Origin of the sequence: Streptomyces sp. NPDC051822, assembly GCF_044452745.1 — a bacterium.
Taxonomy (GTDB): Bacteria; Actinomycetota; Actinomycetes; order Streptomycetales; family Streptomycetaceae; genus Streptomyces.
This window is the reverse complement of sequence record NZ_JBITBZ010000002.1, coordinates 224,834-248,479: the sequence shown is the minus strand read 5'-3', so window position 1 is coordinate 248,479 and position 23,646 is coordinate 224,834. Positions and strand designations below refer to the sequence as shown.

General features: G+C 72.8%; 21 protein-coding genes and 1 pseudogene. 13 read left to right on the top strand and 9 right to left on the bottom strand.

Annotated features, from left to right (window positions below; translation table 11 throughout):
- The first annotated feature begins 6 nt into the window (after positions 1 to 6).
- The 3 genes from greA (at position 7) to ACIA8N_RS06905 (ending at position 5,442) form a co-directional block, all read left to right on the top strand.
- A complete protein-coding gene (gene greA / locus ACIA8N_RS06915; RefSeq protein ID WP_365781475.1) occupies positions 7 to 504 on the top strand; it encodes a transcription elongation factor GreA in 498 nt (165 codons plus the stop codon).
- 119 nt (positions 505 to 623) lie between these two features.
- Positions 624 to 3,119, top strand: a complete 2,496-nt coding sequence (locus tag ACIA8N_RS06910) for a serine/threonine-protein kinase (protein ID WP_365781473.1) — start codon at positions 624 to 626, stop codon at positions 3,117 to 3,119.
- Between the two features lie 4 nt (positions 3,120 to 3,123).
- Positions 3,124 to 5,442: a protein kinase gene (locus ACIA8N_RS06905; RefSeq protein ID WP_365781471.1), complete on the top strand. Its 2,319-nt coding sequence runs from the start codon at positions 3,124 to 3,126 to the stop codon at positions 5,440 to 5,442.
- A gap of 22 nt (positions 5,443 to 5,464) precedes the next feature.
- Here ACIA8N_RS06905 and ACIA8N_RS06900 read toward each other — a convergent pair whose 3' ends face one another.
- The 3 genes from ACIA8N_RS06900 to ilvA form a co-directional block, all read right to left on the bottom strand.
- The gene (locus tag ACIA8N_RS06900) at positions 5,465 to 6,316 is read right to left on the bottom strand and encodes an ABC transporter permease (protein ID WP_365781469.1); all 852 of its coding nucleotides are present in this window, start codon (positions 6,314 to 6,316) and stop codon (positions 5,465 to 5,467) included.
- Positions 6,313 to 7,302, bottom strand: a complete 990-nt coding sequence (locus tag ACIA8N_RS06895) for an ATP-binding cassette domain-containing protein (protein WP_365781467.1) — start codon at positions 7,300 to 7,302, stop codon at positions 6,313 to 6,315. The genes ACIA8N_RS06900 and ACIA8N_RS06895 overlap by 4 nt, the downstream gene beginning before the upstream one ends.
- A 111-nt stretch (positions 7,303 to 7,413) precedes the next feature.
- The gene (gene ilvA, locus ACIA8N_RS06890) at positions 7,414 to 8,643 is read right to left on the bottom strand and encodes a threonine ammonia-lyase (RefSeq protein WP_365781465.1); all 1,230 of its coding nucleotides are present in this window, start codon (positions 8,641 to 8,643) and stop codon (positions 7,414 to 7,416) included.
- Between the two features lie 148 nt (positions 8,644 to 8,791).
- Between ilvA and ACIA8N_RS06885 the strand changes: the two are divergent.
- The 4 genes and pseudogenes from ACIA8N_RS06885 to ACIA8N_RS06870 form a co-directional block, all read left to right on the top strand.
- Positions 8,792 to 9,289, top strand: a pseudogene (locus ACIA8N_RS06885) (MarR family winged helix-turn-helix transcriptional regulator); the annotation flags it as partial.
- A 157-nt stretch (positions 9,290 to 9,446) separates the two neighbouring features.
- A complete protein-coding gene (locus ACIA8N_RS06880; RefSeq protein ID WP_365781463.1) occupies positions 9,447 to 9,917 on the top strand; it encodes a sigma factor-like helix-turn-helix DNA-binding protein in 471 nt (156 codons plus the stop codon).
- Positions 9,914 to 10,165 carry a hypothetical protein gene (locus tag ACIA8N_RS06875; RefSeq protein ID WP_365781461.1) on the top strand — a complete coding sequence of 84 codons (252 nt, stop codon included), beginning with the start codon at positions 9,914 to 9,916 and terminating at the stop codon, positions 10,163 to 10,165. Before ACIA8N_RS06880 ends, ACIA8N_RS06875 begins: the two co-directional genes overlap by 4 nt.
- Before the next feature lie 43 nt (positions 10,166 to 10,208).
- Entirely contained in the window at positions 10,209 to 10,400 is a 192-nt protein-coding gene (locus ACIA8N_RS06870; RefSeq protein WP_365781459.1) for a DUF1059 domain-containing protein, read from the top strand.
- A gap of 147 nt (positions 10,401 to 10,547) precedes the next feature.
- On the opposite strand, the gene ACIA8N_RS06865 is transcribed toward ACIA8N_RS06870, so the two are convergent.
- Positions 10,548 to 11,702 carry a cystathionine gamma-synthase gene (locus ACIA8N_RS06865; RefSeq protein ID WP_030548885.1) on the bottom strand — a complete coding sequence of 385 codons (1,155 nt, stop codon included), beginning with the start codon at positions 11,700 to 11,702 and terminating at the stop codon, positions 10,548 to 10,550.
- 72 nt (positions 11,703 to 11,774) lie between these two features.
- Between ACIA8N_RS06865 and ACIA8N_RS06860 the strand changes: the two genes are divergently transcribed.
- The 4 genes from ACIA8N_RS06860 to abc-f all read left to right on the top strand — a co-directional run bounded on the left by ACIA8N_RS06860 (position 11,775) and on the right by abc-f (position 16,134).
- Positions 11,775 to 12,881, top strand: coding sequence for a hypothetical protein (locus ACIA8N_RS06860; RefSeq protein WP_365781457.1), 1,107 nt, complete (start codon positions 11,775 to 11,777; stop codon positions 12,879 to 12,881).
- 82 nt (positions 12,882 to 12,963) lie between these two features.
- Positions 12,964 to 13,626 (top strand): peptide-methionine (S)-S-oxide reductase MsrA, encoded by a 663-nt coding sequence (gene msrA, locus ACIA8N_RS06855; protein ID WP_365781455.1) that lies wholly within the window; start codon positions 12,964 to 12,966, stop codon positions 13,624 to 13,626.
- Between the two features lie 38 nt (positions 13,627 to 13,664).
- The gene (locus ACIA8N_RS06850; RefSeq protein ID WP_365781453.1) at positions 13,665 to 14,342 is read left to right on the top strand and encodes a hypothetical protein; all 678 of its coding nucleotides are present in this window, start codon (positions 13,665 to 13,667) and stop codon (positions 14,340 to 14,342) included.
- 157 nt (positions 14,343 to 14,499) lie between these two features.
- Positions 14,500 to 16,134, top strand: coding sequence for a ribosomal protection-like ABC-F family protein (abc-f, locus tag ACIA8N_RS06845; protein WP_365781451.1), 1,635 nt, complete (start codon positions 14,500 to 14,502; stop codon positions 16,132 to 16,134).
- Here abc-f and ACIA8N_RS06840 read toward each other — a convergent pair.
- Both ACIA8N_RS06840 and ACIA8N_RS06835 read right to left on the bottom strand, forming a co-directional pair.
- Complete coding sequence (locus ACIA8N_RS06840; protein ID WP_365781449.1) at positions 16,117 to 16,473, bottom strand: DUF1330 domain-containing protein; 357 nt, start codon at positions 16,471 to 16,473, stop codon at positions 16,117 to 16,119. The two genes, abc-f and ACIA8N_RS06840, sit on opposite strands and share 18 nt — an antisense overlap.
- A gap of 81 nt (positions 16,474 to 16,554) precedes the next feature.
- A complete protein-coding gene (locus ACIA8N_RS06835; protein ID WP_365781447.1) occupies positions 16,555 to 17,607 on the bottom strand; it encodes an NAD(P)-dependent alcohol dehydrogenase in 1,053 nt (350 codons plus the stop codon).
- Positions 17,608 to 17,735: 128 nt separating this feature from the next.
- Between ACIA8N_RS06835 and ACIA8N_RS06830 the strand changes: the two genes are divergently transcribed.
- Complete coding sequence (locus ACIA8N_RS06830) at positions 17,736 to 18,605, top strand: helix-turn-helix transcriptional regulator (RefSeq protein WP_365781445.1); 870 nt, start codon at positions 17,736 to 17,738, stop codon at positions 18,603 to 18,605.
- 103 nt (positions 18,606 to 18,708) lie between these two features.
- On the opposite strand, the gene ACIA8N_RS06825 is transcribed toward ACIA8N_RS06830, so the two are convergent.
- Positions 18,709 to 19,977, bottom strand: coding sequence for an Ig-like domain-containing protein (locus ACIA8N_RS06825; protein ID WP_365781443.1), 1,269 nt, complete (start codon positions 19,975 to 19,977; stop codon positions 18,709 to 18,711).
- Positions 19,978 to 20,181: 204 nt separating this feature from the next.
- Complete coding sequence (locus tag ACIA8N_RS06820) at positions 20,182 to 20,559, bottom strand: hypothetical protein (protein WP_365781441.1); 378 nt, start codon at positions 20,557 to 20,559, stop codon at positions 20,182 to 20,184.
- Between the two features lie 111 nt (positions 20,560 to 20,670).
- Between ACIA8N_RS06820 and ACIA8N_RS06815 the strand changes: the two genes are divergently transcribed.
- Complete coding sequence (locus ACIA8N_RS06815) at positions 20,671 to 20,943, top strand: hypothetical protein (RefSeq protein ID WP_365781439.1); 273 nt, start codon at positions 20,671 to 20,673, stop codon at positions 20,941 to 20,943.
- Between the two features lie 75 nt (positions 20,944 to 21,018).
- Here the strand turns inward: ACIA8N_RS06815 and hutH are convergent, their stop codons facing one another.
- Positions 21,019 to 22,560, bottom strand: a complete 1,542-nt coding sequence (hutH, locus tag ACIA8N_RS06810; RefSeq protein WP_365781720.1) for a histidine ammonia-lyase — start codon at positions 22,558 to 22,560, stop codon at positions 21,019 to 21,021.
- Positions 22,561 to 23,646: the final 1,086 nt, after the last annotated feature.

The following is a 23,646-nucleotide window of genomic DNA, read 5'->3' as shown; positions in this document are numbered from 1 at the left end:
GCACCTGTGACCCAGACCAGCGACAACGTCACCTGGCTCACCCAGGAGGCGTACAACAAGCTCAAGGACGAGCTTGAGTACCTGTCTGGTCCCGCGCGTACCGAGATCGCCGCCAAGATCGCCGCGGCGCGCGAAGAGGGCGACCTGCGCGAGAACGGCGGGTACCACGCGGCCAAGGAGGAGCAGGGCAAGCAGGAGCTCCGGGTCCGCCAGCTCACCCAGCTCCTGGAGCACGCCAAGGTCGGCGAGGCGCCGGCCGACGAGGGCATCGTCGCGCCGGGCATGGTCGTGACGATCGCCTTCGACGGCGACGAGAACGACACGATGACCTTCCTGCTCGCCTCCCGCGAGTACGCGAGCGGTGACATCGAGACGTACTCGCCGCAGTCGCCGCTCGGCGTCGGCGTCAACGGCAAGAAGGCCGGCGACGACGCCCAGTACGAGCTGCCGAACGGCAAGAAGGCCGCGGTGAAGATCCTCAGCGCGAAGCCCTACACCGGCTGAGGCCCCTGATCCACTGTTCCACGCGCTGGGCCGGACCCCTCGGGGGTCCGGCCCTTCGCGTTGCGGCGGACATGCCATGATGCGGAGCTGACATCGCGTCACCAGGGGGAGGGTGCGAAGTGCTGGGACCGCTGCGCGAGGGCACGCCACGCCGGATCGGACCGTACGAGGTGCTCGCGCGGCTCGGCGCGGGCGGCATGGGGGAGGTGTTCCTCGGGCGGGACGGTGCCGTGGACAGTCCCGCGGACGGCACCGCCTCCGGGGCCGGGCCCGTGGCCGGGGCTGCGCAGGAGGCCGGGGCCGGGCCGATGACCGGGCCCGTCGCCGGGGCCTTCGTCGCCGTGAAGACCGTCCGGCGGGACGTCGCGGGCTCCCCCGCCTTCCGCGACCGCTTCCGCCGGGAGATCCGGGTCGCCGCGCTCGTCGACAGCCCCTACGCCGCCGCCCCGCTCGGCGGCGACGCCGACGCCGAGGTGCCCTGGCTGGCCACCGCGTACGTCCCCGGGCCCAGCCTCTCGCAGGCCGTACGGCGCGGCGGCGCACTCCCCGTCGCCACCGTCCGCGCGCTCGGCGCCGACGTCGCACGCGCCCTCGCCGACCTGCACCGGGCCGGGGTCCTGCACCGGGACCTCAAGCCCGGCAACGTGATGCTCTCCGTCGACGGGCCCAGGCTCATCGACTTCGGCATCGCCCGCAGCGACACCGCGACCACCATGACCGCCACCGGCCTGATGGTCGGCACCCCGTCCTTCATGTCGCCCGAGCACGTGGCGGGCGCCCGCCGGGTGACCGCCGCCTCCGACGTGTTCTGCCTCGGCTCGCTGCTCTGTCACGCGGCGACCGGCGAGGACCCCTTCGGCGACGGGCCGCTCGCCGCCGTCCTCTACCGCGTCAGCCAGGCCGAGGCCGACCTGAGCCGGGTGCCGGACGAGCTGCGCGGGACCGTCGCCGCCTGCCTGGCCCTGGATCCGGCGGCCCGGCCCACCCCCGAGGCGCTCGCGGAGCTGCTCGGGGGCGGGGCGAGGGCTCCGAAGGTCTTCCCGTGGCCGGCGGGCGTACGGGACCACATCGGCGAGTACGGGACGGAGCTCGCCCAGCTCGTCGCCTCGGGCGGGCCGCTCCTGGAGGTCGCGTCGCCGGCGGTCGGTCCGGTCGTCACCCCGGCCGTCCCCGGCCCGCACTCCGTCCCGACGCTGGGACCCGTCGCACCGCCCGCCGCGCCCCGGCGCCCGCGGCGGCGCCGTGCCCTCGCCGCCGCGCTGGCCCTCGCGGTCGCGGCCGGTGGCCTCGGCGCGTACCTGCTGTGGCCGGAGGACGAGAAGGCGCCCCGGGCCCCCGCGAAGGCCGCCCCCGCCGCCGGGCCCCGTGTCCCCGGCGTCGACGACCGGGGCCTCGCCGACGCCTCGGGCGTCGTCCCGCAGAACGCCGCGCAGCGGCCGGCCGGCTGGAAGCCGTGGCAGACGAAGCTGACCGCGCCCGCGTTCGGCTGCTCGGCAGGCGAGAAGGTGCTCGTGTGCCGGACGACGGACGGGCGGTACGAGGCGCTGGACCCGGCGAGCGGGAGGGTGCTGTGGGACGTTCCCCGGGCCGCGGACACGCCCGGTGAGACCTACATCAGCCCCACCGGCTACCCGTTCGTGAGCGGGGCCGCCACCCGTCCCACGGTCCACGACGCCGCCGTGGTTCTCGTCGCCGGGTACAGGCTCCAGGTCCGCGACGCGCGGACGGGAGTGGTGCGCTGGGAGAAGCCGGCCCTGGGACCGCAGAACTTCTGGGACACCCGGCCCGTCGTCGCCGACGGGATCGTCTTCGCGGCGACGGAACTCGCCGAGGACGGCGACGGGGACCTGGTCGCCCTCACGGCGTTCTCCCTGGCCGACGGGCGGAAGCTCTGGTCGCACGGCCTCACCAACGGGGACATCTCCAGCGCGGAACGCAGGGCCTACGAGCCGGTGGCCTACGCCGACGGGGTCGTCTACGCCCTCAGCCAGGGCGGGCTCGTGGCGTACGACGGCAAGAAGGGAACCCTCCTCGGACAGGCCGAACCGGACGCCGACACGTGCCGCGAGATCAAGGTGCTCGGCACGTCGGCGTACTGCGTCGGCGCCGGGTCCGGCAGAGACACCGACACCTCGCTTCATCTGCTCGACGCCCGCACCCTCAGCCCCAGGGCGACACTCCCCGGCGCGCTCGGGGCGGCGGCCCCCACGGCGATCGGTCCGCACGCCGTCCTGACCTTCGACAAGGGACTGCGGATCCTCGACCCGCGCGACGGGAAGGCGCTCGCCGCCCACCCGGCCACGGCCACGCCCGCCGGGCTCGGCCAGAGCTGGTCATCGCCCCTGCTCGCCGGCGACCGGGTCGTGTACGCCGACCACTCCTCGCTCTACACCGTGCGGCTCGGCGCCGACGGCAAGCCGGGCGGGCTCACGGTCACCCGGGTTCCGGGTGCTCCCGGCCCGCGGGTCACGGAGGAGGACTTCGACATCGACCACGGCCACACGATCAGCAAGCAGTTCCGGCAGCCGGAGGTACTTCCGGTCGGCGGGATCGCGTACGTCGTCTACGACAAGGGCGCCGTCGCCTCCGTCGCACTCCCCGGCGAGAAGGAGTAGTCCGTTGCTGGAAGCCCTGCCCCCGGGACGGCCCCCGCGGCTCGTCGGCCCCTACCGGCTGCTCGCCCGCCTCGGCGCGGGCGGCATGGGCGAGGTGCATCTCGCGTGCCGGGCAGACGAGCCGACGGCCGATCCGCACCAGATGGTCGCGGTGAAGACCGTACGGGAGGACCTGGAGGTCGACGGGGACTTCAGGACCCGGTTCCGGCGCGAGATCGCGGCGGCCCGGACGGTGGACGGGCCCGGGGTGGCGCGGCTTCTCGACGCGGACGCCGACGCCTCCTCGCCGTGGCTGGCGACCGAGTACGTGCCGGGACCCTCGCTCGCGGAGGCGGTCGTACGGGCGGGGGCGCTGCCCGTCGAGGCCGTACGGGCCCTGGGCGCCCAGCTCGCCCGCGCCCTGGACGCCGTGCACCGGGTGCAGGTACTGCACCGGGACCTGAAGCCGGCGAACGTGCTGCTCGGCGCGGCCGGGCCCAAGCTGATCGACTTCGGCATCGCCCAGGCCTTCGAGGCGACGGCGCTGACCTCGACCGGCCTTGTCGTCGGCTCGCCCGGCTTCATGTCGCCGGAGCACCTGGCGGGGAGCCGGGCGGTGGTGCCCGGGTCGGACGTGTTCTGTCTCGGCGCGGTGCTCGCGTTCGCGGCGAGCGGGCGGGGGCCGTTCCACGACGACGAGATGGCTGCCGTGATCTTCCGGATCAGCCGGGCGGAAGCCGACCTGGACCCGGTTCCGGAGGAGTTGCGGCCCGTTCTCGCGCGCTGTCTGCGGCTCGACCCGGCGGAGCGGCCTACGGCGGCCGAGCTGGCCGAGCTGCTCGGCGGCGGAGAGCCACCCGAGGTCTTCCCCTGGCCCGGCGGGGTGCTGTCGCTGCTCGCCGAGTCCGCGGAGGCGGCCGTGCGGGCCGGGGAGGCGGCCGCCTCCGGCGCGGGCGTGGCCGATCTGCCGACGCTCGGTCCTGTGGTGCCGTACTCCCCCACGGCCATGAGCGACCGGCCGGCGCTCCCGGCCGCCCCCGTCGAGCGGCGGCGCCGTCCGTGGGGCGCGGTCGTGGCGGGCGTGGTGGCGGTGGCGGTGCTCGCGACGGCGGGCGTGGTGCTCCTGAACCGCACGGACGGACAGGCCGGGGCCGCCACGGGCGGGGCCGGGGGGCCGTCGGGGCCGTCGGCGTCCTCCGGCACCACGGCCCCCGCGACCCTGAGCCAGGTCGTCCTGCCGTACGGCGGCAAGGGCCGCGACAACGACTTCGGCGGAGCCGGTACGGACCGCGCGTACCGTCCGGCGGGCTGGTCGCCGTGGCTGGCGCGCACCGAGGCGGCGAACGGCTCGTGCGCGCTCTCCCCGGAGGTGCTGGTCTGCGCGGGCACCGGTGGGGCGCTGGTGGGGCTCGACGCGGCCGACGGCCGCGAGCTGTGGTCCGTGCCTGGCCGGCCCGACGAGTTCGGGATCATGGCCAACGCCCAGTACCCGGCGGTGGTCGGCGACCACGTCCACGTGACGGGAGCGGCGGGCGTGACCGCGTACGGGCTCCGGGACGGCGTCCGGAAGGGGCCGCCGACCGGCCCGGGACCCGACTGGGCCCCGAAGAGGACCGACTTTGCGGACGGCGTCCTCTACACGACCTACTTCCGGCTGGATCAGGTCGAGAGCGGGACGAATGAAGGGCTCGTGACCGCGGTGCGGCTCGACGGCGGCGGGGGTGCGGGCCGCGAACTGTGGCGGAGCCCGGTCGACGTCACGCCTGAGGAGATCGTGGTGGCGAACGGTCGGGTGTACCTGTCCGCCCTGGGCACGCTGGTGGCTCTGGACGCGCGGGACGGGAAGGAGGCCGGGCGCGCGGCGCAGCCCTGCCTGGACATGAGCGTGCACGAGCGGACCGGCAGCGTGGTCTGCCGTGACCAGGAGGCGGAGGCGGTGGTCGTCCTCGACGGCGGGACCCTGAAGCGTCGGCGTGCCTTCGGGCAGGCGGTGACCGTCCGGCCCGCCGTGAACGCGGCCGGCCTCGTCGCCACGGTCAGCGGACGCCGGGTGACCGCGTACGAGCTGACGAGCGGAAAGCAGCGGTGGAGCGCCGAACCGCCCGTCGCCCAGTCGGAGGTGGGGCAGGTCGTGTTCGCGGGTGACCGTGTCCTGACAGCGTCGAGCGAGTACGTCGTCTCGTATCCCGCGACGGGGCCGGGCTCCGACCGCGAGATCGACTCGTTCGATCCCAACCTTCCCGACGGCTTCAAGGCGGAGGCCCCGGGAGAGCTCCTTGCCGCCGGAGGGGCGCTCTTCCTCGCCCTCCCCGACGGCCTCGTCGTCACCGGCTACCTGCCCTGACCCGTACCGGCTCGGGCAGGTCTCACGCCGTCGCCGAGCGGTACTTCCGTACCGACAGCGTCCTGAACACCACGATGATCAGTACCGACCAGAGGAGCGACGCCCACACCGGGTGCTGCATCGGCCAGGCGTCGGACGTCGAGACACCCGGGTTGCCGAACAGCACGCGGCAGGCCTGGACCGTCGCGCTGAACGGGTTCCACTCGGCGATGGTCTGCAGCCAGGGCGGCAGCTTGCTGGAGTCCACGAACGCGTTCGAGATGAACGTGACCGGGAAGAGCCAGATCAGTCCGCCCGAGGTCGCGGCCTCGGGGGTGCGGACCGAGAGGCCGATCAGGGCGCCGATCCAGGAGAAGGCGTAGCCGAGGAGGAGCAGGAGGGCGAACGCGCCGAGCGCCTTCGGGACGCCCTCGTGGATGCGCCAGCCCACCAGCAGGGCGACGATCGCGAGCACGAACAGGGTGAGCGTCGTCTGCACCAGGTCGGCGAGGGTACGGCCGGTGAGGACCGCGCCGCGGGCCATCGGCAGGGCGCGGAAGCGGTCGATGAGGCCCTTGTGCATGTCGTCGGCGATGCCCGCGCCCGCGCCCGCCGTGGCGAACGTGACGGTCTGGGCGAAGATGCCGGCCATCAGGAACTCGCGGTAGACGGCCGGGGAGGTCGTTCCGCCGATCTGCATGGAGCCGCCGAAGACGTAGCTGAACAGCACCACGAACATGATCGGCTGGATCAGCCCGAAGATGATCATCTCGGGGATCCGGGACATCCTGATCAGGTTGCGGCGGGCGATGACCAGCGAGTCGCCGATGGACTGGACGACTCCGCCGCGCGGGCGCGGGGCCAGGCGGCCCGTGCCCTCAAGGGTGGTGGTCACGTGACGGCCTCCTTCTCGTCCCCCTCGTCCCGCTCGGCCGCGTGGCCGGTGAGGGAGATGAAGACGTCGTCGAGGGTGGGGCGGCGCAGTCCGATGTCGTCGATCTCCACGCCGATGGCGTCCAGGTCGCGGATCACCTCGGCGAGGAGCTTGGCGCCGCCGGTGACGGGCACGACGAGCCTGCGGGTGTGGTGCTCGACGGACACCTCGCCGCGGCCGTCGCCGGCGACGCCGTAGCGGGCGAGGACGTCCCGGGCGCCGGTGATCATCTCCGGTTCGTGGACGACGACCTCGACGCGCTCGCCGCCCGTCTGCGCCTTCAGCTGGTCGGAGGTGCCGCGCGCGATGACCTTGCCCCGGTCGACGACGGCGATGTCGTCGGCGAGGCGGTCGGCCTCCTCCAGGTACTGGGTGGTGAGGAGCAGGGTCGTACCGCCCGCGACGAGTTCCCTGATGACCTCCCACAGCGCCTGCCGGTTACGCGGGTCGAGGCCGGTGGTCGGCTCGTCCATGAACATCACCGGCGGGGCGACGACCAGGGCCGCCGCGAGGTCGAGGCGGCGGCGCATGCCGCCGGAGTACGTCTTGGCCGTACGGTCGGCGGCGTCGGCGAGGCCGAACCGCTCCAGGAGTTCGCCGGCCCTGGCCTTCGCGGCCTTCGCCCTCATCTGGTAGAGCTGCCCGACCATCTGCAGGTTCTCGCGGCCCGTGAGGTACTCGTCGACGGCGGCGAACTGGCCGGAGAGACCGATCGAGCGGCGCACCTCGTTGGGGTGCTTCAGGACGTCGACGCCGGCGACGACGGCCTTCCCGCTGTCCGGCCGGAGGAGGGTGGTCAGCACGCGGACGGTGGTCGTCTTCCCCGCGCCGTTCGGGCCGAGCAGACCAAGGACGGTGCCCTCCGGCACGTCCAGGTCCACGCCGTCCAGAGCTCGTACGTCGCCGAAGGTCTTCACCAGACCCTCGGCATGGATCGCGCCTGGCATGTGGATTCTCCTGGGGAGAGGAGGCGTTTTCCCCACCGATCCTAGGAGCGGCGGCCCCGCCCCGCCCAGTGAATTTGTGACGCGCGCCACACGATCATGGTGGGGCGCAGGTCAGCCCAGGACCGTGTACCCGGCATCCCGCAGCGCGTCCTCCACCTCACGGCAGTGCTCCGGGCCCTTCGTCTCCAGGTGCAGTTCGACCTCCGCCTCCGTCAGACCGAGCCGCGGGTCGGTCCGCACGTGACTGACGTCCAGGACGTTCGCGTCGGCCACCGTGAGCACCGCGAGCAGGGTCGCCAGGGCCCCCGGCCGGTCCGTGACCCGCAGCCGCAGGCTCAGGTAGCGGCCGCCGGCGGCCATGCCGTGCCGCAGGATGCGCTGGAGCAGCAGCGGGTCGACGTTCCCGCCGGAGAGCACGGCCACGACCGGCCCCCGGAAGGCCTTCGGGTCACTGAGCAGGGCCGCCACCGGGCTGGCGCCCGCCGGTTCGACGACCAGCTTCGCCCGCTCCAGGCAGAGCAGCAGCGCCGACGACAGCGCGTCCTCGGAAACCGTGACGACCTCGTCGACGTACTCCTGGACCAGCGAGAACGGCACGTCCCCCGGCCGCCCCACCTTGATCCCGTCCGCCATCGTCACCGGCGACTCGACCACCACCGGGTGCCCGGCGGCCAGCGAGGGCGGGTACGCGGCCGCACCCTCCGCCTGCACGCCGATCACCTTCACGTCCGGGCGCAGCGACTTCACCGCGAGCCCGATGCCGGCCGCGAGACCGCCGCCGCCGACGCCCACGAGGATCGTCCGGACCTCCGGGCACTGCTCCAGGATCTCCAGGCCCACCGTGCCCTGCCCCACGATGATGTCGGGGTGGTCGAAGGGGTGGATGAAGACCGCCCCCGTCTCCCGCGCGTACTGCTCCGCCGCCGCGAGCGTCTCGTCAACGACATGGCCGTGCAGCCGCACCTCGGCGCCGTACTCGCGGGTCGCCGCGACCTTCGGCAGCGGGGCGCCGACCGGCATGAACACGGTGGCGCGCACCCCGAGGAGCTTCGAGGCGAGCGCGACGCCCTGCGCGTGGTTCCCGGCCGAGGCCGCGACGACCCCGGCGGCCCGCTCCTCGGGCCGCAGCCCGGCGATCCGCACGTACGCCCCGCGCAGCTTGAAGGAACCCGTCCGCTGGAGGTTCTCGCACTTGAGCTGGACCGGCGCTCCCACCAGCGACGACAGATGGCGGCTGCCCTCCATCGCCGTCACCCTGGCCACCCCGGCCAGCATCTTCTGAGCCCCCCGCACGTCGTCCAGCATGAGGTGATGCAAGGGGTCTCGCGTACGGAAGCTCATGACACCAAGTCTCGCAGCTCACGGTACTGATGGCCGCCCGGCGGACAGCGGCCCAACCGGTTTGCGCAGCCCCGGTACGGACCTCCCCGGGGCCGCGTACTCTGTCCCCCACCGACCGACCACCCCCGCACGAGAGAGACCCACAGCCATGCCCACATCTCAGGACATGACGACTGAGCTCGACCCCGGTCTCCTCGACGCCCTCCAGCACCAGGTGGCCGTCTTCGCCCGCCGGGCCGAGCAGACCCGCCTCGGCGGCACCGGCCAGCTGCGGAACTCCATGGACCGCGCGGCCTACCTCCTGCTCAACCGCCTTGACCAGGAAGGCCCGATGGGCGTCAAGGCGCTCGCCGCCGGCATGGGCATCGACTCGTCGACGGTCACCCGGCAGGTCGCGCCGCTCGTCGACACCGGCCTGGTGAAGCGCACGTCGCACCCGGAGGACGGGCGGGCCGTCGTCCTCCAGCTCTCGCAGCGCGGCCTGACCCGCCTGGAGGAGGTCCGCTCCTCGCGCCGCCAGCTGATGGTGGAGGTCACCGAGGGCTGGACGCCGGCCGAGCGCGAGTCGTTCTGCACCCTGCTCACGCGCTTCAACACCGCGCTGTCCGCACGGCAGTCGGCGCACCTGGGCCATCCGGTCGCCGAACACGCCGCCGAACACGCCGCCGAGTCCGCGGCCGAGTCCGCAGCGCCCTCCTCGGGCCGGTCCGAGGCCCCGTCCGAGGCGCCTTCCTCAACCGAGGGGACGAGCGAGTCCACGCCGACCTCTTGACCCCGCCCCCGCGCTGTCCTCAGATGAGGACGTGCGAGAGCATCGAAGCGGCAACGGCGCCGAACACGCCTACCGCGCCCGCGAGTTCGAGGCGTTCGTGGCCGGGGCCGCGGGCCGGCTGCTGCACGCCGCGACCCTCCTCACCGCCGAGACCCGCACCCGCAACCCGCACGCCCGGACGCTGCTGACCGCCGCCCTCGCCCACACGTACGCGGTGTGGGGCCGGCTGCGCGACGAGGACCCCTACGACCTCACCCGGCGCGACCTCGCCGCCCGCTTCGCGCGCACCGCCCGGCGGTACCGCGCGGGCCGGGGCGGGGTGCTCTCCGCCCTCCACCCGCAGGAACGGCTCGTCGTCGTCCTCCGGTTGTACGAGGGCGTCGCCGAGGAGCAGGTCGGGGCGCTGCTCGGACTGCCCGAGGCACGCGTCCGCGCCGTCTGCGCCCGCTCGGTCGCGGCGCTCAGGGCGGCCTCCGACCACGACGCGGGAACCGCCGCGTGACCCGGCAGGAGGACAAGGAGGCGGCGGTCCGGCGGATGCTCGACACCCCGCATCCGCCGGTCCCCGCGGACCTCGCCGTACGGGCGGCGGCGACCGGGGCCCGTCGCGCCCGACTGGAGCGGGTGTCCCGCCGGCTGCTGTGGGGCCTGTTCGTCGTGGCGGCGGTCGCGTTCGCCGTGTGGGCGTCGGCGGCCCGGCCCTGGGAGGTCCCGCCGGCCGAGACGACGCCACCGCTCGAAGGCTGGTGAAGACGGGCCTAGCCTGGAGAAGGGGCCCCGTCTGGAGGTCGTCATGACCAGGAAAGCAACCGACTGCCGCGACGCCCCGAGCGTCTCCGGCTGTTCGCTCTACATGTCCGGCGAGGAGGACGAGCTTCTGAAGGCGGCCGTCGCGCACGCGGTCTCCGTGCACGAGCACACGGACACTCCCGAGCTCCGCGAGGAGGTCCGGGCCTCGATGAAGGACCCGCTGCCCGGCACCTGAACGACGCGGGCCCGGGCGCCAGGGGGCGTCCGGGCCTTCGCTCCGGGTGCCCGGGCCTTCCGTACGGCGGTCGGCCCGGGCCCCTCCGTACGGCGGTCGGCCCGGGCCCCTCCGTACGGCGGTCGGCCCGGGCCCCTCCGTACCGGCTTAACCCAGGGCCTGGCGCAGGTCGGCGAGCAGGTCGTCGGCGTTCTCGATGCCCACCGAGAGGCGGACGAGGTCCGCGGGGACCTCGAGGGCGGAGCCCGCGACGGACGCGTGGGTCATCCGGCCCGGGTGCTCGATCAGCGACTCGACGCCGCCCAGCGACTCGCCCAGGGTGAAGAGCTGAGCGCGGTTGCAGACCTCGACCGCCGCCTCCTCCCCGCCCTGCACGCGGAACGAGATCATGCCGCCGAAGGAACGCATCTGCTTGGCCGCGATCTCGTGCCCCGGGTGCTCCGGAAGGCCCGGGTAGAGGACCTGGGTGACCTTCGGGTGCTGGGTCAGCATCTCGACGACCTTCGCCGCGTTCTCGCTGTGGCGGTCCATGCGCACGGCGAGCGTCTTGATGCCCCGCAGCACGATCCACGAGTCGAAGGGACCGGCCACCGCGCCCATCGCGTTCTGGTGGTACGCCAGCTCCTCGCCGAGCGCCGCGTCGGCCGTCACCAGGGCGCCGCCGACGACGTCCGAGTGCCCGCCCATGTACTTGGTGAGCGAGTGCACGACGACGTCCGCGCCGAGCGCGAGCGGCTGCTGCAGGTACGGCGAGGCGAAGGTGTTGTCGACGACCAGCTTCACGCCGGCCTGCCGGGCGACGCCCGCGACGGCCTCGATGTCGGTGATGCCGAGGAGCGGGTTCGACGGGGTCTCGACCCAGATCAGCTTCGTACGGTCGTTGACGGCGTCCCGCACGGCGTCGATGTCGGAGGTGTTCGCCACCGAGAAGTCCACGCCCCAGCGCTCCACGACCTTGGCGAACAGCCGGAACGTGCCGCCGTACGCGTCGTTCGGGATGACCACGTGGTCGCCGGGCGCGAGCAGCGCGCGCAGCAGGCAGTCCTCGGCCGCCAGCCCCGAGGCGAAGGCGAGACCGCGCCGGCCGCCCTCCAGGGCCGCCAGGTTCTCCTCAAGGGCCGTACGGGTCGGGTTGGCGCTGCGGCTGTACTCGTAACCGCCGCGCAGCCCGCCCACGCCGTCCTGCTTGTAGGTGGACACCTGGTAGATGGGCGGGACGACCGCGCCGGTCAGCGGGTCGGCGGTGTTGCCCGCGTGGATCGCGCGGGTCTCGAAGCTCTGGTGAGAGTGCTGGTCGCTCATGGTCAGGAGCGTAGTCCCGTGCACCCCCCGGCGCCTGGATCGTCTCACGCGGCGTCCTGGACAATGGGACGCATGGAGATTCTCTGGTTCCTGATCGCGCTGGGGCTGCTGTTCGGCGTCCTCGGCCCCTACCTGCTGCGCCGCCGGGGTGGCGGGATCCGGTTGGCCGCGCCGGGCTCGCCGGACGCGGCGGATCCGGAGGCGTACGGATTCGTACGGCAGGAGGACCAGGACGTACGGCTCCCCGGCGCCGACGACGAGCTGCTGCACGTCCTCGACGTCGTCCAGGCCACCCAGGACTGGCGGGCCGCGTCCCGGCTGCTCGACGCCACCGACAAGGACGGCGAGGTGCGCTGGCAGCGCGTGCAGGCCTTCGCGGGCGCCGCGTCCCTCGAACTCCAGGAGCGGCCGGGCGTGGGCGGCGCGTGGCTGCGGGCCTGGCGGGCGGAGGCCCCCAAGGACGCGGGCGGCGCGGCCGTCCACGCGGAGTTCCTCGTCCAGCAGGCCTGGCGCTCGTCGATGGCCGGCACCGACGACTTCCGGATCATCCTGGAGGAGGCGCGGAAGGTCACCGAGGAGGCGGCGCTGCTCGCCCCGGGCGACCCGGTCCCGTACATCACGCAGCTGGCCGTGGCCCGCGGTCTCGGCTACGGCCACGAGCAGTTCGACCAGGTGTGGGCGCAGGTCATCGACCGGGCGCCGCAGCACATGGGGGCCCATCTGGCGGCCTTGCACTACTGGTGCGAGAAGTGGCACGGCTCGCGCGAGGAGGCCGACCACTTCGCGACGACGGCCGCGGCGCGTGCGCCGCGCGGCTCGCTGCTCGCCGCGCTGCCGCTCTTCGCGGTGCACGAGCACGTGCCGGACGTGGTGCTCGTGCAGGACTTCTTCCGTACGGCGGTGGTGTCGAAGGCCATGGACGGCGCGCTGTACGCCGTCCACTCGGCCCGGCCCGACGACCCGATGCTTGCGCACGTCCGCCATCTGCTCGTCTACTTCCTGGTCCGCTCGGAGCGCTGGGCGGAGGCCATGCACCAGCTGGTGAAGGTCGACGGGCACGTGGGCTCGGTGCCGTGGACGCTGAGCGGGGACCCGGCGGCGCAGTTCACGATCTTCCGGAACCTGGCGGTGGCCGGGTACGAGGCGAACGGCGGAAGCCCGGCGACGCTGCCGCGCTGAGCGCGTGCGACGGCGAGGCGGGGGAAGGTTTCCCCCCGCCTCCTTGTTGTGCCCACTGCCGACCGTCGAGGAGAGATGCAGCATGTTCCTGTCCCGCACCCCCGTCCTCCCCACCCCCGAGCAGGCCCTGCGCGGCCGGCCCGAGCCCGAGTTCTCCGTGCCCGAGCGCCACACCGTCCTCGGCAACCCGCTCCTCGGCCCGTACCCGGAGGGCCTGGAGGTCGCCGACTTCGCCCTCGGCTGTTTCTGGGGCGCCGAGCGCAAGTTCTGGCAGACCGAGGGCGTCTGGACGACCCTCGTCGGCTACCAGGGCGGTTACACGCAGAACCCGGCGTACGAGGAGGTCTGCTCGGGCCTGACCGGCCACACCGAGGCCGTCCGGGTCGTCTTCGACCCGTCGAAGGTCTCGTACGAGAGCCTCCTGAAGCTGTTCTGGGAGTCGCACGACCCCACCCAGGGCTTCCGCCAGGGCAACGACGTGGGCACCCAGTACCGCTCGGCGATCTACACCCACTCCCCCGCCCAGGCGGCAGCCGCCGAGGCCTCCCGCGAGGCCTACCAGAAGGTCCTGACGGGCTCGGGCTACGGCACGATCAGCACCGAGCTCCTCCCGGCCGAGGGCCGCACCTTCTACCCGGCCGAGGAGTACCACCAGCAGTATTTGGACCGTAACCCGGCGGGTTACTGCGGCATCGGCGGGACGGGCGTCTCGTGCCCGATCGGTGTGGCGAGGGCCGACGGCTGAGCCCGACGACTGACGACTGACGGGCCGGGAATCGCCGGATGAGCTTTGGGACCTACGCCCGCAGGGTGCGTGACGAGCAGTTGCCGCCCGCCCGACGGCACACCGCGCTCAGGTGTGCCGTCGGTCAGTACTGCCCACTCGGCTTCCACGCGACCTGGGCCTACCTCGTAGCGACGGCATCCCCCTCGCCGGATCTCCGGCGGGACCCGGCGGCGCTATTGCGCGCGCTCGACACGCTGGAGGCGAGCCGCGCGGCCAGGCTGCGGGAAGTGGCGGCCCACGCGGCCCGCCGCCGCGCGGAGAAGGCGGCCGGTCTCCGCGTTCCCGGGGGCACCCCTGTCTTCGTACCGTGGCGGCCCCACTGGCCTTCCACGACGGCGCCCTCGCGCCTGGGGCTGGTCGCCGCCGTGGCGGACCGCCGGGCGGCGTTCCTCCGGATCCCGCACCCCGACTCCTCGCTGCTCCCCGACGACCGGGCGCGGGGACTCGCGGACCTGCACGAGCGCCTCGACGCCTGCGGGGCGGCCTATCTCACCGCCCTCGGACGGCCGGACGACCCGACGCGGGACGTGTCGGCCGTCGAACTGGCCGACACGGTCGCGGGCATCCGCCGCCACGTCACTCCGGGGTACGCGCCGCTCAACGGGCCGCTCCTGCAGTGGCTGGGCTTCGCGGAACTCCTCGCTTATGCCACGGCGGTCTCCCGCACCCACTGACTACACTCGACCGCATGGGTTCGTTCTATTTCTTTCTCTGATTCCGGCCGTGGACACGGCCTGACCCGCTGATCCGGCGCCCCTCGGGCGCGGCGGCGGTGGTCTCGGTGTCCCTTCCTTCCGGCCCGAACGACCCCTCTCCTCAGGGAAAGAACCCATGCGCGACCGCGCCCAGTTGACCTTGAAAGACGTCTCCGTCTCCTACGGGGACCGCTCCGTCCTCGAACAGATCACGCTCACCGTCCGCCCCGGCGAGAAGGCCGCCGTCGTCGGCGAGAACGGCTCCGGCAAGTCCACACTGCTGCGGCTGCTCGCCGGGGCCGGGGTGCCCGACGGCGGTGAGGTGACCGTGCGCTTCCCCGGCGGCGTCGCGCACCTCGCGCAGACGCTCGCCGAGACCTTCGGCGTCGGGCCCGGGCACACCGTGCGGGACACCGTCGACGCCGCACTCGCCGACCTCCGGGCCCTGGAACGGCGGTTGCGGGAGGCCGAGCGGACGCTCGGCTCCGCGACGCCGGGCGAACTCCTCGCGTACGGCGAGCTGGCCGCCCTGTTCGCGGAGCGCGGCGGCTATCAGGCGGACGCCCGGATCGACGCCGCGCTCCACGGGCTCGGTCTCGGGCACGTCCCGTACGAGCGCCGGGTCGGCACGCTCTCCGGCGGCGAGCAGTCGCGGCTCGCCCTCGCCTGTGCCCTGGCGTCGGGTGCAGAGCTGTTGCTCCTCGACGAGCCCACGAACCATCTGGACCGGGCCGCCACGGAGTGGCTGGAGGACCGGCTTCGGGCGCACCGGGGGACGGTGGTGGCCGTCACCCACGACCGGGCGTTCCTGGAGGGGATGGCGACGGCGATCCTGGAGGTCGACCGGGACACCCGTTCGGTGACCCGGTACGGCGACGGCTGGTCCGGCTACCGGGCGGCGAAGGCCGCGGAACGCCGCCGCCGGGTGCGGGAGCACGAGGAGTGGCGGGAGGAGCTGGTCCGTACGGAGGAGCTGGTGGCCGCGGCGGGGCAGCGGCTCGCGGGTTCCGGCAAGGATCCCGGGCAGGGTTTCGGCAAGCACCGGCGCTCCTCGGAGAACAAGCTGTCCGGGCAGGTCAGGGCGGCTCGTGTACGGCTCGACCAGTTGTCGAGGGCACCGGTGCCGGCCCCTCCGGAGCCGTTGCGGTTCACGGCCCGGATCCCGACGGGCGGCGGGGCCGACGTCGGCCGTCCGTCCGTCGTCGCCGAGCTCGCCGACGTCGTGGTCGGTGACCGGCTGCGGATCGACGCGCTCCGGGTCTCCGCCGGTGACCGCGTGCTCGTCTCCGGGCCCAACGGTGCCGGGAAGACGACCCTGCTTCGGGTGCTCGCCGGTGATCTGCGGCCCGACGGCGGCACCGTCCTGAGGTCGTCGGCGCGGGTCGGCTACCTGCGGCAGGAGCTGCCCGCCGTACCGTCCCCGAAGCCGCTGCTCACGGCCTACGCGGCGGGCCGCCCCGGCCTTCCGGAGGAGCACGCGGAGGAGCTGCTCGCCCTCGGGCTCTTCCGGGAGGAGGACCTGACCGTGCCGGTGGCCCGGCTCTCGGTGGGCCAGCGGCGCCGGCTGGAGCTGGCCCGTCTGGTGACCCGGCCGGTCGGCCTGCTCGTCCTGGACGAGCCGACCAACCACGTCGCGCTCTCCCTGGTCGAGGACCTGGAGGCGGCCCTCGCCGCCTTCGGGGGCGCCGTGGTCGCGGTGTCCCACGACCGCCGTTTCCGCGCGGGCTTCGGCGGCACCCGGCTCGAACTCCGCTCAGGCCGTCCCGTGTGACGCGGCGCGCAGGGCCGCGGCGGTCGTCGCCGGGTCGTAGCCGGGGGCGACGCCGTCGATCAGCTGGAGGTCGCCCGACATGTGGCGGGCGCGCAGCGGGATCAGCTCCTGGTAGGCGGCGGAGTCGTACCAGCGGCGGGCGTGGTCCATCGAGGGGAAGCCGACGAGGACGATGGAGGCGGGCCACTCGCCCTCCTTGACGTCCCGCTCGGGCGCTCCGTGGATGAGGAAGTGGCCGTCGAAGGGGTCGAGGGTGGCCTGGACGCGCTCCATGTACTGGAGGACCTCCTCGTGGAGGACGGCCGTCGGGTGCAGGCTGGCTATCGCGTATGCGGTCATGGGGACAGCGTGCCGGGGCATGCCGTACGGGTCGATTACCCCGGACGTCATGCCCCGGCACGCCTGTCGTGTACGGGTTGCTCAGATCGTCGACGTGTCGATCACGAAGCGGTAGCGGACGTCGCTCGCGAGGACCCGTTCGTACGCCTCGTTGATCCGGTCGGCGTCGATCACCTCGATCTCGGCGCCGAGGCCGTGGGCCGCGCAGAAGTCGAGCATCTCCTGCGTCTCGGCGATGCCGCCGATCATCGAGCCCGCGAGGGTCTTGCGGCCGCCGATGAGGGAGAAGAGGTTGAGCGCGACGGGCTCCTCGGGGGCGCCCACGTTGACCAGGGCGCCGTCCGTCTTGACCAGGCTCAGGTAGGCGCCGAAGTCCAGCGGGGCCGAGACCGTGGAGATGACCAGGTCGAAGGTGCCGGCGAGTTCGGTGAAGGTCGCCGGGTCGCTCGTCGCGTAGAAGTGGTCGGCGCCCAGCTTGAGGCCGTCCTCCTGCTTCTTCAGCGACTGGCTGAGAACGGTGACCTCCGCGCCGAGCGCGCGGGCGATCTTGACGCCCATGTGGCCGAGGCCGCCGAGGCCGACGATCGCGACCTTCTTGCCGGGGCCGGCCTGCCAGTGGGCGAGCGGCGAGTAGAGGGTGATGCCGGCGCAGAGCAGCGGGGCGGCCTCGTCGAGGGAGATGCCCTCGGGGATGCGCAGGGTGTAGTTCTCGTCGACGACGATGTGGCGGGCGTAGCCGCCGTAGGTGGGCTCGCCGTTCTTGTCGAGGGCGTTGTACGTGCCGGTCATGCCCTGCGTGCAGAACTGCTCCAGGCCCTGCTCGCAGTACTCGCACTCGCGGCAGGAGTCGACGAAGCAGCCGACGCCGACCCGGTCGCCGACCTGGAACTTCGTCACGCCCGGGCCGACCTCGGCGACGATTCCGGCGATCTCGTGACCGGGGACCATCGGGAAGATGCCCTCGCCCCAGCCGTCCCTGGCCTGGTGGATGTCGGAGTGGCAGATGCCGGAGAACTTGATGTCGATGAGGACGTCGTGCTCGCCGACGGGGCGGCGCGGCACGGTGGTGCGCTCCAGGGGCGCGTTGGCGGCGGGGGCGGCGTAGGCGGGGACGGTGGTCACGTTCGTGGTCATGCACCCAGGCTGCCGGAGGACGCGGACATCACCCAGCCACCTGTTCTGCCTACGTCCAGCGTGCCTACCACTGGCAGGGACAGGAACAGACGTCCGTCCGGTCGTACGACCTGGGATAATCGGGACGCATGGATCTCAGTGCCGAACTCAGCGAATTCCTGCGCTCGCGCCGGGCCCGGCTGAAGCCGGAGGACGTGGGCCTGCCGGAGTTCGGGCGGCATCGCCGCGTACCGGGGCTGCGCCGGGAGGAGCTCGCGCAGCTGGCCGGGGTGTCCGTGGCGTACTACACCCGGCTCGAACAGGGCAACGGGCGCAACGTGTCCATGGAGGTCCTGGACGCGATCGCGCGGGCCCTGCGGCTGAGCGACTCCGAGCGGGCGCATCTGACGCATCTGGCCAAGCCGACGGCGAAGAAGAGGCAGCTGCGGGCGGCGATCGCCCGGCCGCAGCACGTGCGGCCCGGTCTGCAGCACCTGCTCGACTCGATGGACGGCGTCCCCGCCCTCCTCATCGGCCGGCGGCTCGACCTCCTCGCCTGGAACCGGATGGCGCGGGCGCTGCTCGGCGACTTCGACACGATGGAGCCGGACGAGCGCAACATGGCCCGTCTCGTCTTCCTCGGGGACAACGCGCGCGCTCTCTATCTGGACTGGGAGAGCAAGGCGACCGAGGTCGTGAGCGTGCTGAGGCTGTACGCGGGCTGCTATCCGGACGATCCCGCCCTGCTGGCGCTGGTCGGCGAGCTGTCGGTGAAGAGCGAGGAGTTCCGCTCGCTGTGGGCGGCGCACACGGTCGCGGACAAGGGGCACGGGACGAAGCGGCTGCGTCATCCGCTGGTGGGCGAGATGACGCTGGGCTACGAGAGCCTGAAGGTGGCGGGCGGGGACCCGGACCTGGTGCTCGTGACGTACCAGGCGGAGCCGGGGTCGCCCTCGGCGGACGCGTTGCGGCTGCTCGCGCAGTGGGGTGTCGACGAGCCGGTGGACGTAGGGAAGTAGTCCCCGGAAGCAGTCCCGGGAAGCAGTCCCGGGATCCCGGAAGTAGTCCCGGCGTGACGGAAGGCCCCCTCCCGGGAGCGGGAGGGGGCCTTCGCGCGTGCTGTCAGACCGCTGATCCGGCCTTCCAGTCCGCCCAGTTCATGTTCCAGCCGTTGAGGCCGTTGTCGGGGGCGATCGTCTTGTCCTTGGAGTTCTTGACGATCACGACGTCACCGACGATCGAGTGGTCGTAGAGCCAGGCCGCCGTCTGGTTGGGGTCGCCGGCGCCCTTGACGTCGTTGAGGCCCACGCAGCCGTGGCTGGTGTTCGAGGAGCCGAAGATCGAGTCCGGGCCCCAGTAGTTGCCGTGGATGAAGGTGCCCGACGTGGACAGGCGCATGGCGTGCGGCACGTCCTTGATGTCGTACTCGCCCTTGCCGTCGGAGTCGGTGAAGCCGACGGTGGCGCCGTTCATCCGGGTCTCCTTGAACTTCTCGGAGATCACCATCTTGCCGTTGTAGGTCGGGTTCTCCGGGGAGCCGGCGGAGATCGGGATGGTCTTGATCGTCTTGCCGTCCTGGGTGACCGTCATGGTCTTGGTGGCGACGTCGACGGTGGAGACCTGGTTACGGCCGATCTTGAAGGTGACGGTCTTCTGCTGGACGCCGAAGACGCCGTCGGCGCCCTCGACCCCGTCGAGCTCCAGCTTGAGGGTGACGGTCGAGCCCTCGGTCCAGTAGTCGTCGGGGCGGAAGTCGAGGCGCTGGGAGTTGAACCAGTGCCCGACGACCTCCTGGCCGCTGCTGGACGAGACGGTGATGCCGCTCTGGACGGCCTTCTTGTCGGTGATCGCCTTGTTGAAGTTGATCGAGACCGGCATGCCGACGCCGACGGTCGAGCCGTCTTCGGGCGTGAAGTTGCCGATGAAGCTGTTGGCCTTGGAGACGGTGGTGAACGAGGAGTTCTCGTGGGCCTCCAGGCCGGCCGCGTCGGTGGCGGTGGCGGCGATCTTGTAGACCGTGGCCCGTTCCAGCTGCTCGGACGGCTTCCAACTGAGGCCGTCGGCCGCTATCTCGCCCTTGACCACGGTGCCTTCGGCGGAGGTCATGGTGACCTCGGTGAGCTTGCCGTCGGCGACGGTGACCTTGGCGTCCTTGTTGATGGACGCGTTCTGCGTGCCGGTCTTGGGCGAGATCGTGATCTGCGCCTTGGAGGTCTTGGCCGCCTCGGCCGCCTCGTCGACCTGCGCCTGTGACGGTGGGGTCGCGGATCCGGAAGCGCTGCCGCCGTCGTCGCCGTTGCACGCCGAGAGCACCATTACGCCGCCGAGCACCGCGGCCGCGACCGCCAGGCTCCTGCGGCGCTTGCCGTCCGTCATCACACGCATCTCCATCGTCGCCGATTCCTGCCCAACGCTTACCTAAATACCCACGAGACCCGGTCCGGTTCCGGAACCGGACGGATTGTGGGCAACGCCACTGATCGACACGCACGGGCGGTGCGTCCGGTTCCCCGCGCCAGGCAAAAGGCCCCGGGACGGTGTCCCGAGGCCTCCGGGCAGGGCACCCGCCGGCCTCACGGCCGGTGGCGCCCGCCCCTACGACCGGGCGTCGTCGTCATCCGTCTCCTCCGCGGAATCCGCGTACCGCGCGTCCTCCGCGTCCCCATCTTCCTCGTCGAGGTCCCACTCCAGCGCATCGGGGTCGTACTCGACCTCCTCACTGCTCCAGGAGGCCTGGACCATGTCGATGCCGGGGACGTCTCGGATGAGGTCGAAGGGTTCGATGAGGTAGGCGAGGGCCTCGGCGCTGTCCTCGCGTACGGCGGCGCGGGCGGGCACGCGCTCCTCCTCGGGCATGAACTCGTCGGCGCCGATCCGGGCCTCGGCGGCCTCCGCGAGTTCGGCCGGTCCGTCGACCTCCAGAACCACATCGACGCGAAGGCGTACATAGCGTGCTGTCTCAGAAGTGCTCATGGGTCGGAGCGTAAGGGGCCGGGGGGCCTCGGCTTTCCCGCGACCCGCTGTGTTCATTAGCATCGGCGCACCGACCAATTCGCGGTTTCCGCAAGGGGGATCGAAATTTCCGTGTCCGCCGCCCGACGCCCACTGCTGACCACCATCGCCGCGGGCACGCTGCTGTGCGCCCTGTGGTTCGTCCCGTCCGCGAACGCCACCGACGAGGGGGGCGGGGCCCGGCTGGGGCTGACCCAGGACGATCCCGCCGCCTCGGACGACGGGCGCCTGACGGAGACCGGAAACCTGGGCACCACGCCGTATCTGCTGGGCGGGACCGGGTTCCTCGGGGTCGGCGCGGGGTTCGTGGCGCTCGCGCTGCAGCGCCGGGGCCGGGCGGCCTGAGCGCCCGCACACGGCGGCCACTGATGACGGAAGGGCCCGCCCGGGTGCCGGGCGGGCCCTCGTGTCGGCGGACCGTCAGGCGAGCGGGCCGGTGACCGGCTCCACGGCGGCGACCAGCTTCCCTTCCCGTACGAAGGTGTCGGCGGCGGCCAGGTCGGGGGCGAGGAACCGGTCGGGACCGGGGCCCTGGACGCCGGCGGCACGCAGCGCGTCGATGGCGGCCTGCGAGGCGGGGGCCGGGGTGAGGCCCTCGCGGAGTTCGACACCGCGCGTGGCGGCGTACAGCTCGACCGCGATGATCCGGTTGAGGTTGCCGATCGCGGTGCGCAGCTTGCGGGCTGCGGACCAGCCCATGGAGACGTGGTCCTCCTGCATCGCGGAGGACGGGATGGAGTCGGCGGAGGCCGGGACGGCGAGCCGCTTCATCTCGCTGACCAGGGCGGCCTGCGTGTACTGGGCGATCATGAGGCCCGAGTCGACGCCGGCGTCCTCGGCGAGGAAGGGCGGCAGGCCGTGCGAGCGGTTCTTGTCGAGGAGCCGGTCGGTGCGGCGCTCGGCGATGGAGCCGAGGTCGGCGGCGGCGATGGCGAGGAAGTCGAGGACGTACGCGACGGGGGCGCCGTGGAAGTTGCCGTTGGAGCGGACCTGGCCGTCGGCGAGGACGACGGGGTTGTCGACGGCGGCGGCGAGCTCGCGCTCGGCGACGAGTCGGGCGTGCGCCATGGTGTCGCGGCCGGCGCCGGCGACCTGCGGGGCGCAGCGCACCGAGTAGGCGTCCTGGACGCGGGGTGCCTCGCCGGCCTGGGCGTGGCCGGTGAGACCGGAGCCCTTGAGCACGGCCAGCATGTTGGCGGCGGAGGCGGCCTGCCCGGGGTGCGGGCGGATGGCGTGCAGCTCGGGTTCGAGGACCTTCTCGGTGCCGAGGAGGGCTTCGAGGGAGAGCGCGGCGGTGATGTCGGCCGACTTGTAGAGGGTGTCGAGGTCGGCGAGGGCCATGATCAGCATGCCGAGCATGCCGTCGGTGCCGTTGAGGAGGGCGAGGCCCTCCTTCTCCTTGAGCTCGACGGGCGCGATGCCGTGGGCGGCGAGTAGTTCGCCTGCGGGCTTCAGGACGCCGTCGGGGCCCTCGGCGTCGCCCTCGCCCATGAGGGCGAGCGCGCAGTGGGAGAGGGGGGCGAGGTCGCCGGAGCAGCCGAGGGAGCCGTACTCGTGGACGACCGGGGTGATGCCGGCGTTGAGGACGTCGGCCATGGTCTGCGCGACCTCGGGGCGGACACCGGTGTGGCCGGAGGCGACGGTCTTGAGCCGCAGGAACATCAGGGCGCGCACGACCTCGCGCTCGACGCGCGGGCCCATACCGGCGGCGTGCGAGCGCACGATGTTGCGCTGGAGCGCGGCGCGGAGTTCGTGGCTGATGTGCCGGGTGGCGAGCGCGCCGAAGCCGGTGGAGACCCCGTAGACGGGCTCGGGCTTGGCGGCGAGCGCGTCGATGACGTTCCGGGCGGCGGCGAGCGCCTGGACGGCCTCGTTCGACAGCTCGACGCGGGCACCGTGGCGGGCGACGTCGATGACGTCCTGCGGGGTCGTGCCGGACGTGCCGAGGACGACTGTCTGCATATCCATATTCAGCAGCCTACGGACTGAAGACCGACCTGTCACTAGGTGACTTTGTCACCGGCCGGACGGCCGACGGACCCTTACCGTTCCGATGGTCGCCGATGGGCGACCACTCCGCCGCTCAGCGGGGCCGGGGACTCAGGCGGGTATCGCAGTCGGGCCGCCCGCCGCCGGGCCTCTCAAGAGGTGTCCCTGAAGACGTGCCCCGCACGCCCGCGTCGATCACCCCTGTGCCCGGATCCAGCTGGCAAGGGGTCCTTGGTGTGGTCGTGTCTGATGGGCCTCGGGTGGGACCGCCCTCTTTCCGAGAGTCGCTCCTTCCGGCGGTGCGTCAAGGGCGCTCCTGCGTCGCGTCGGCTTCGCCGATTCCGCTTCGCTCCACCCTTGACCCACCACCTCCAGGAGCGAAAGACCTCTCGGAGGGCGGTCCGGGGGCCGGGGTCCCGCGAAGCCCCGGGCAGCGGCCAGGGTTTGACGTGCGCCTGACGGTTAGCGGGTGGGGGCTTGGCTAGTGGTGACGGGCGGGCGGGTCCGTCGCGGTCGGTTCGGGGTGCGCGGAAGTTGAATGGGGCGGCCGGGCTTCGGCTTAGCGGGTCGGGGAGGTGAAGTGGCGGGGCTTCAGGCCCCGCTGGTGACTCTTGGCGGGTGGGAGAGGTAGATAACTCCGCCCTACCAGCGGTAACAGCCCCAGGAATCCCACCCAAAGGGGACAAGTCGCCCATACCGGACCACCGAGAGGAGAGTTATCTACCGGCAACCACCCCAACCACCCACCCACAATGACCAGCGGGGCCTGAAGCCCAACCACTCCACCACCCCGGGTCGCTAAGCCCTGCCGGGCCGCCCCATTCAACAACCGCGCACCCCGAACCGGCCGGGAACCGCCCCACCCACCCGTCACCACTAGCCAAGCCCCCACCCACCGGCCTGGCAGACGCACGCCAAACCCCCGCCGATGCCCGGACCCCCGCGTGGCCACGCCCCCCGGCCGCCCTCCGAGTGTGAAAAGGCGGCCTCCGCCGCCGGGTCAAGGGTGGGCGCAGCCCATCGCGCAGCGACGCGACCGCAGGGAGCGCCCTTGACGCG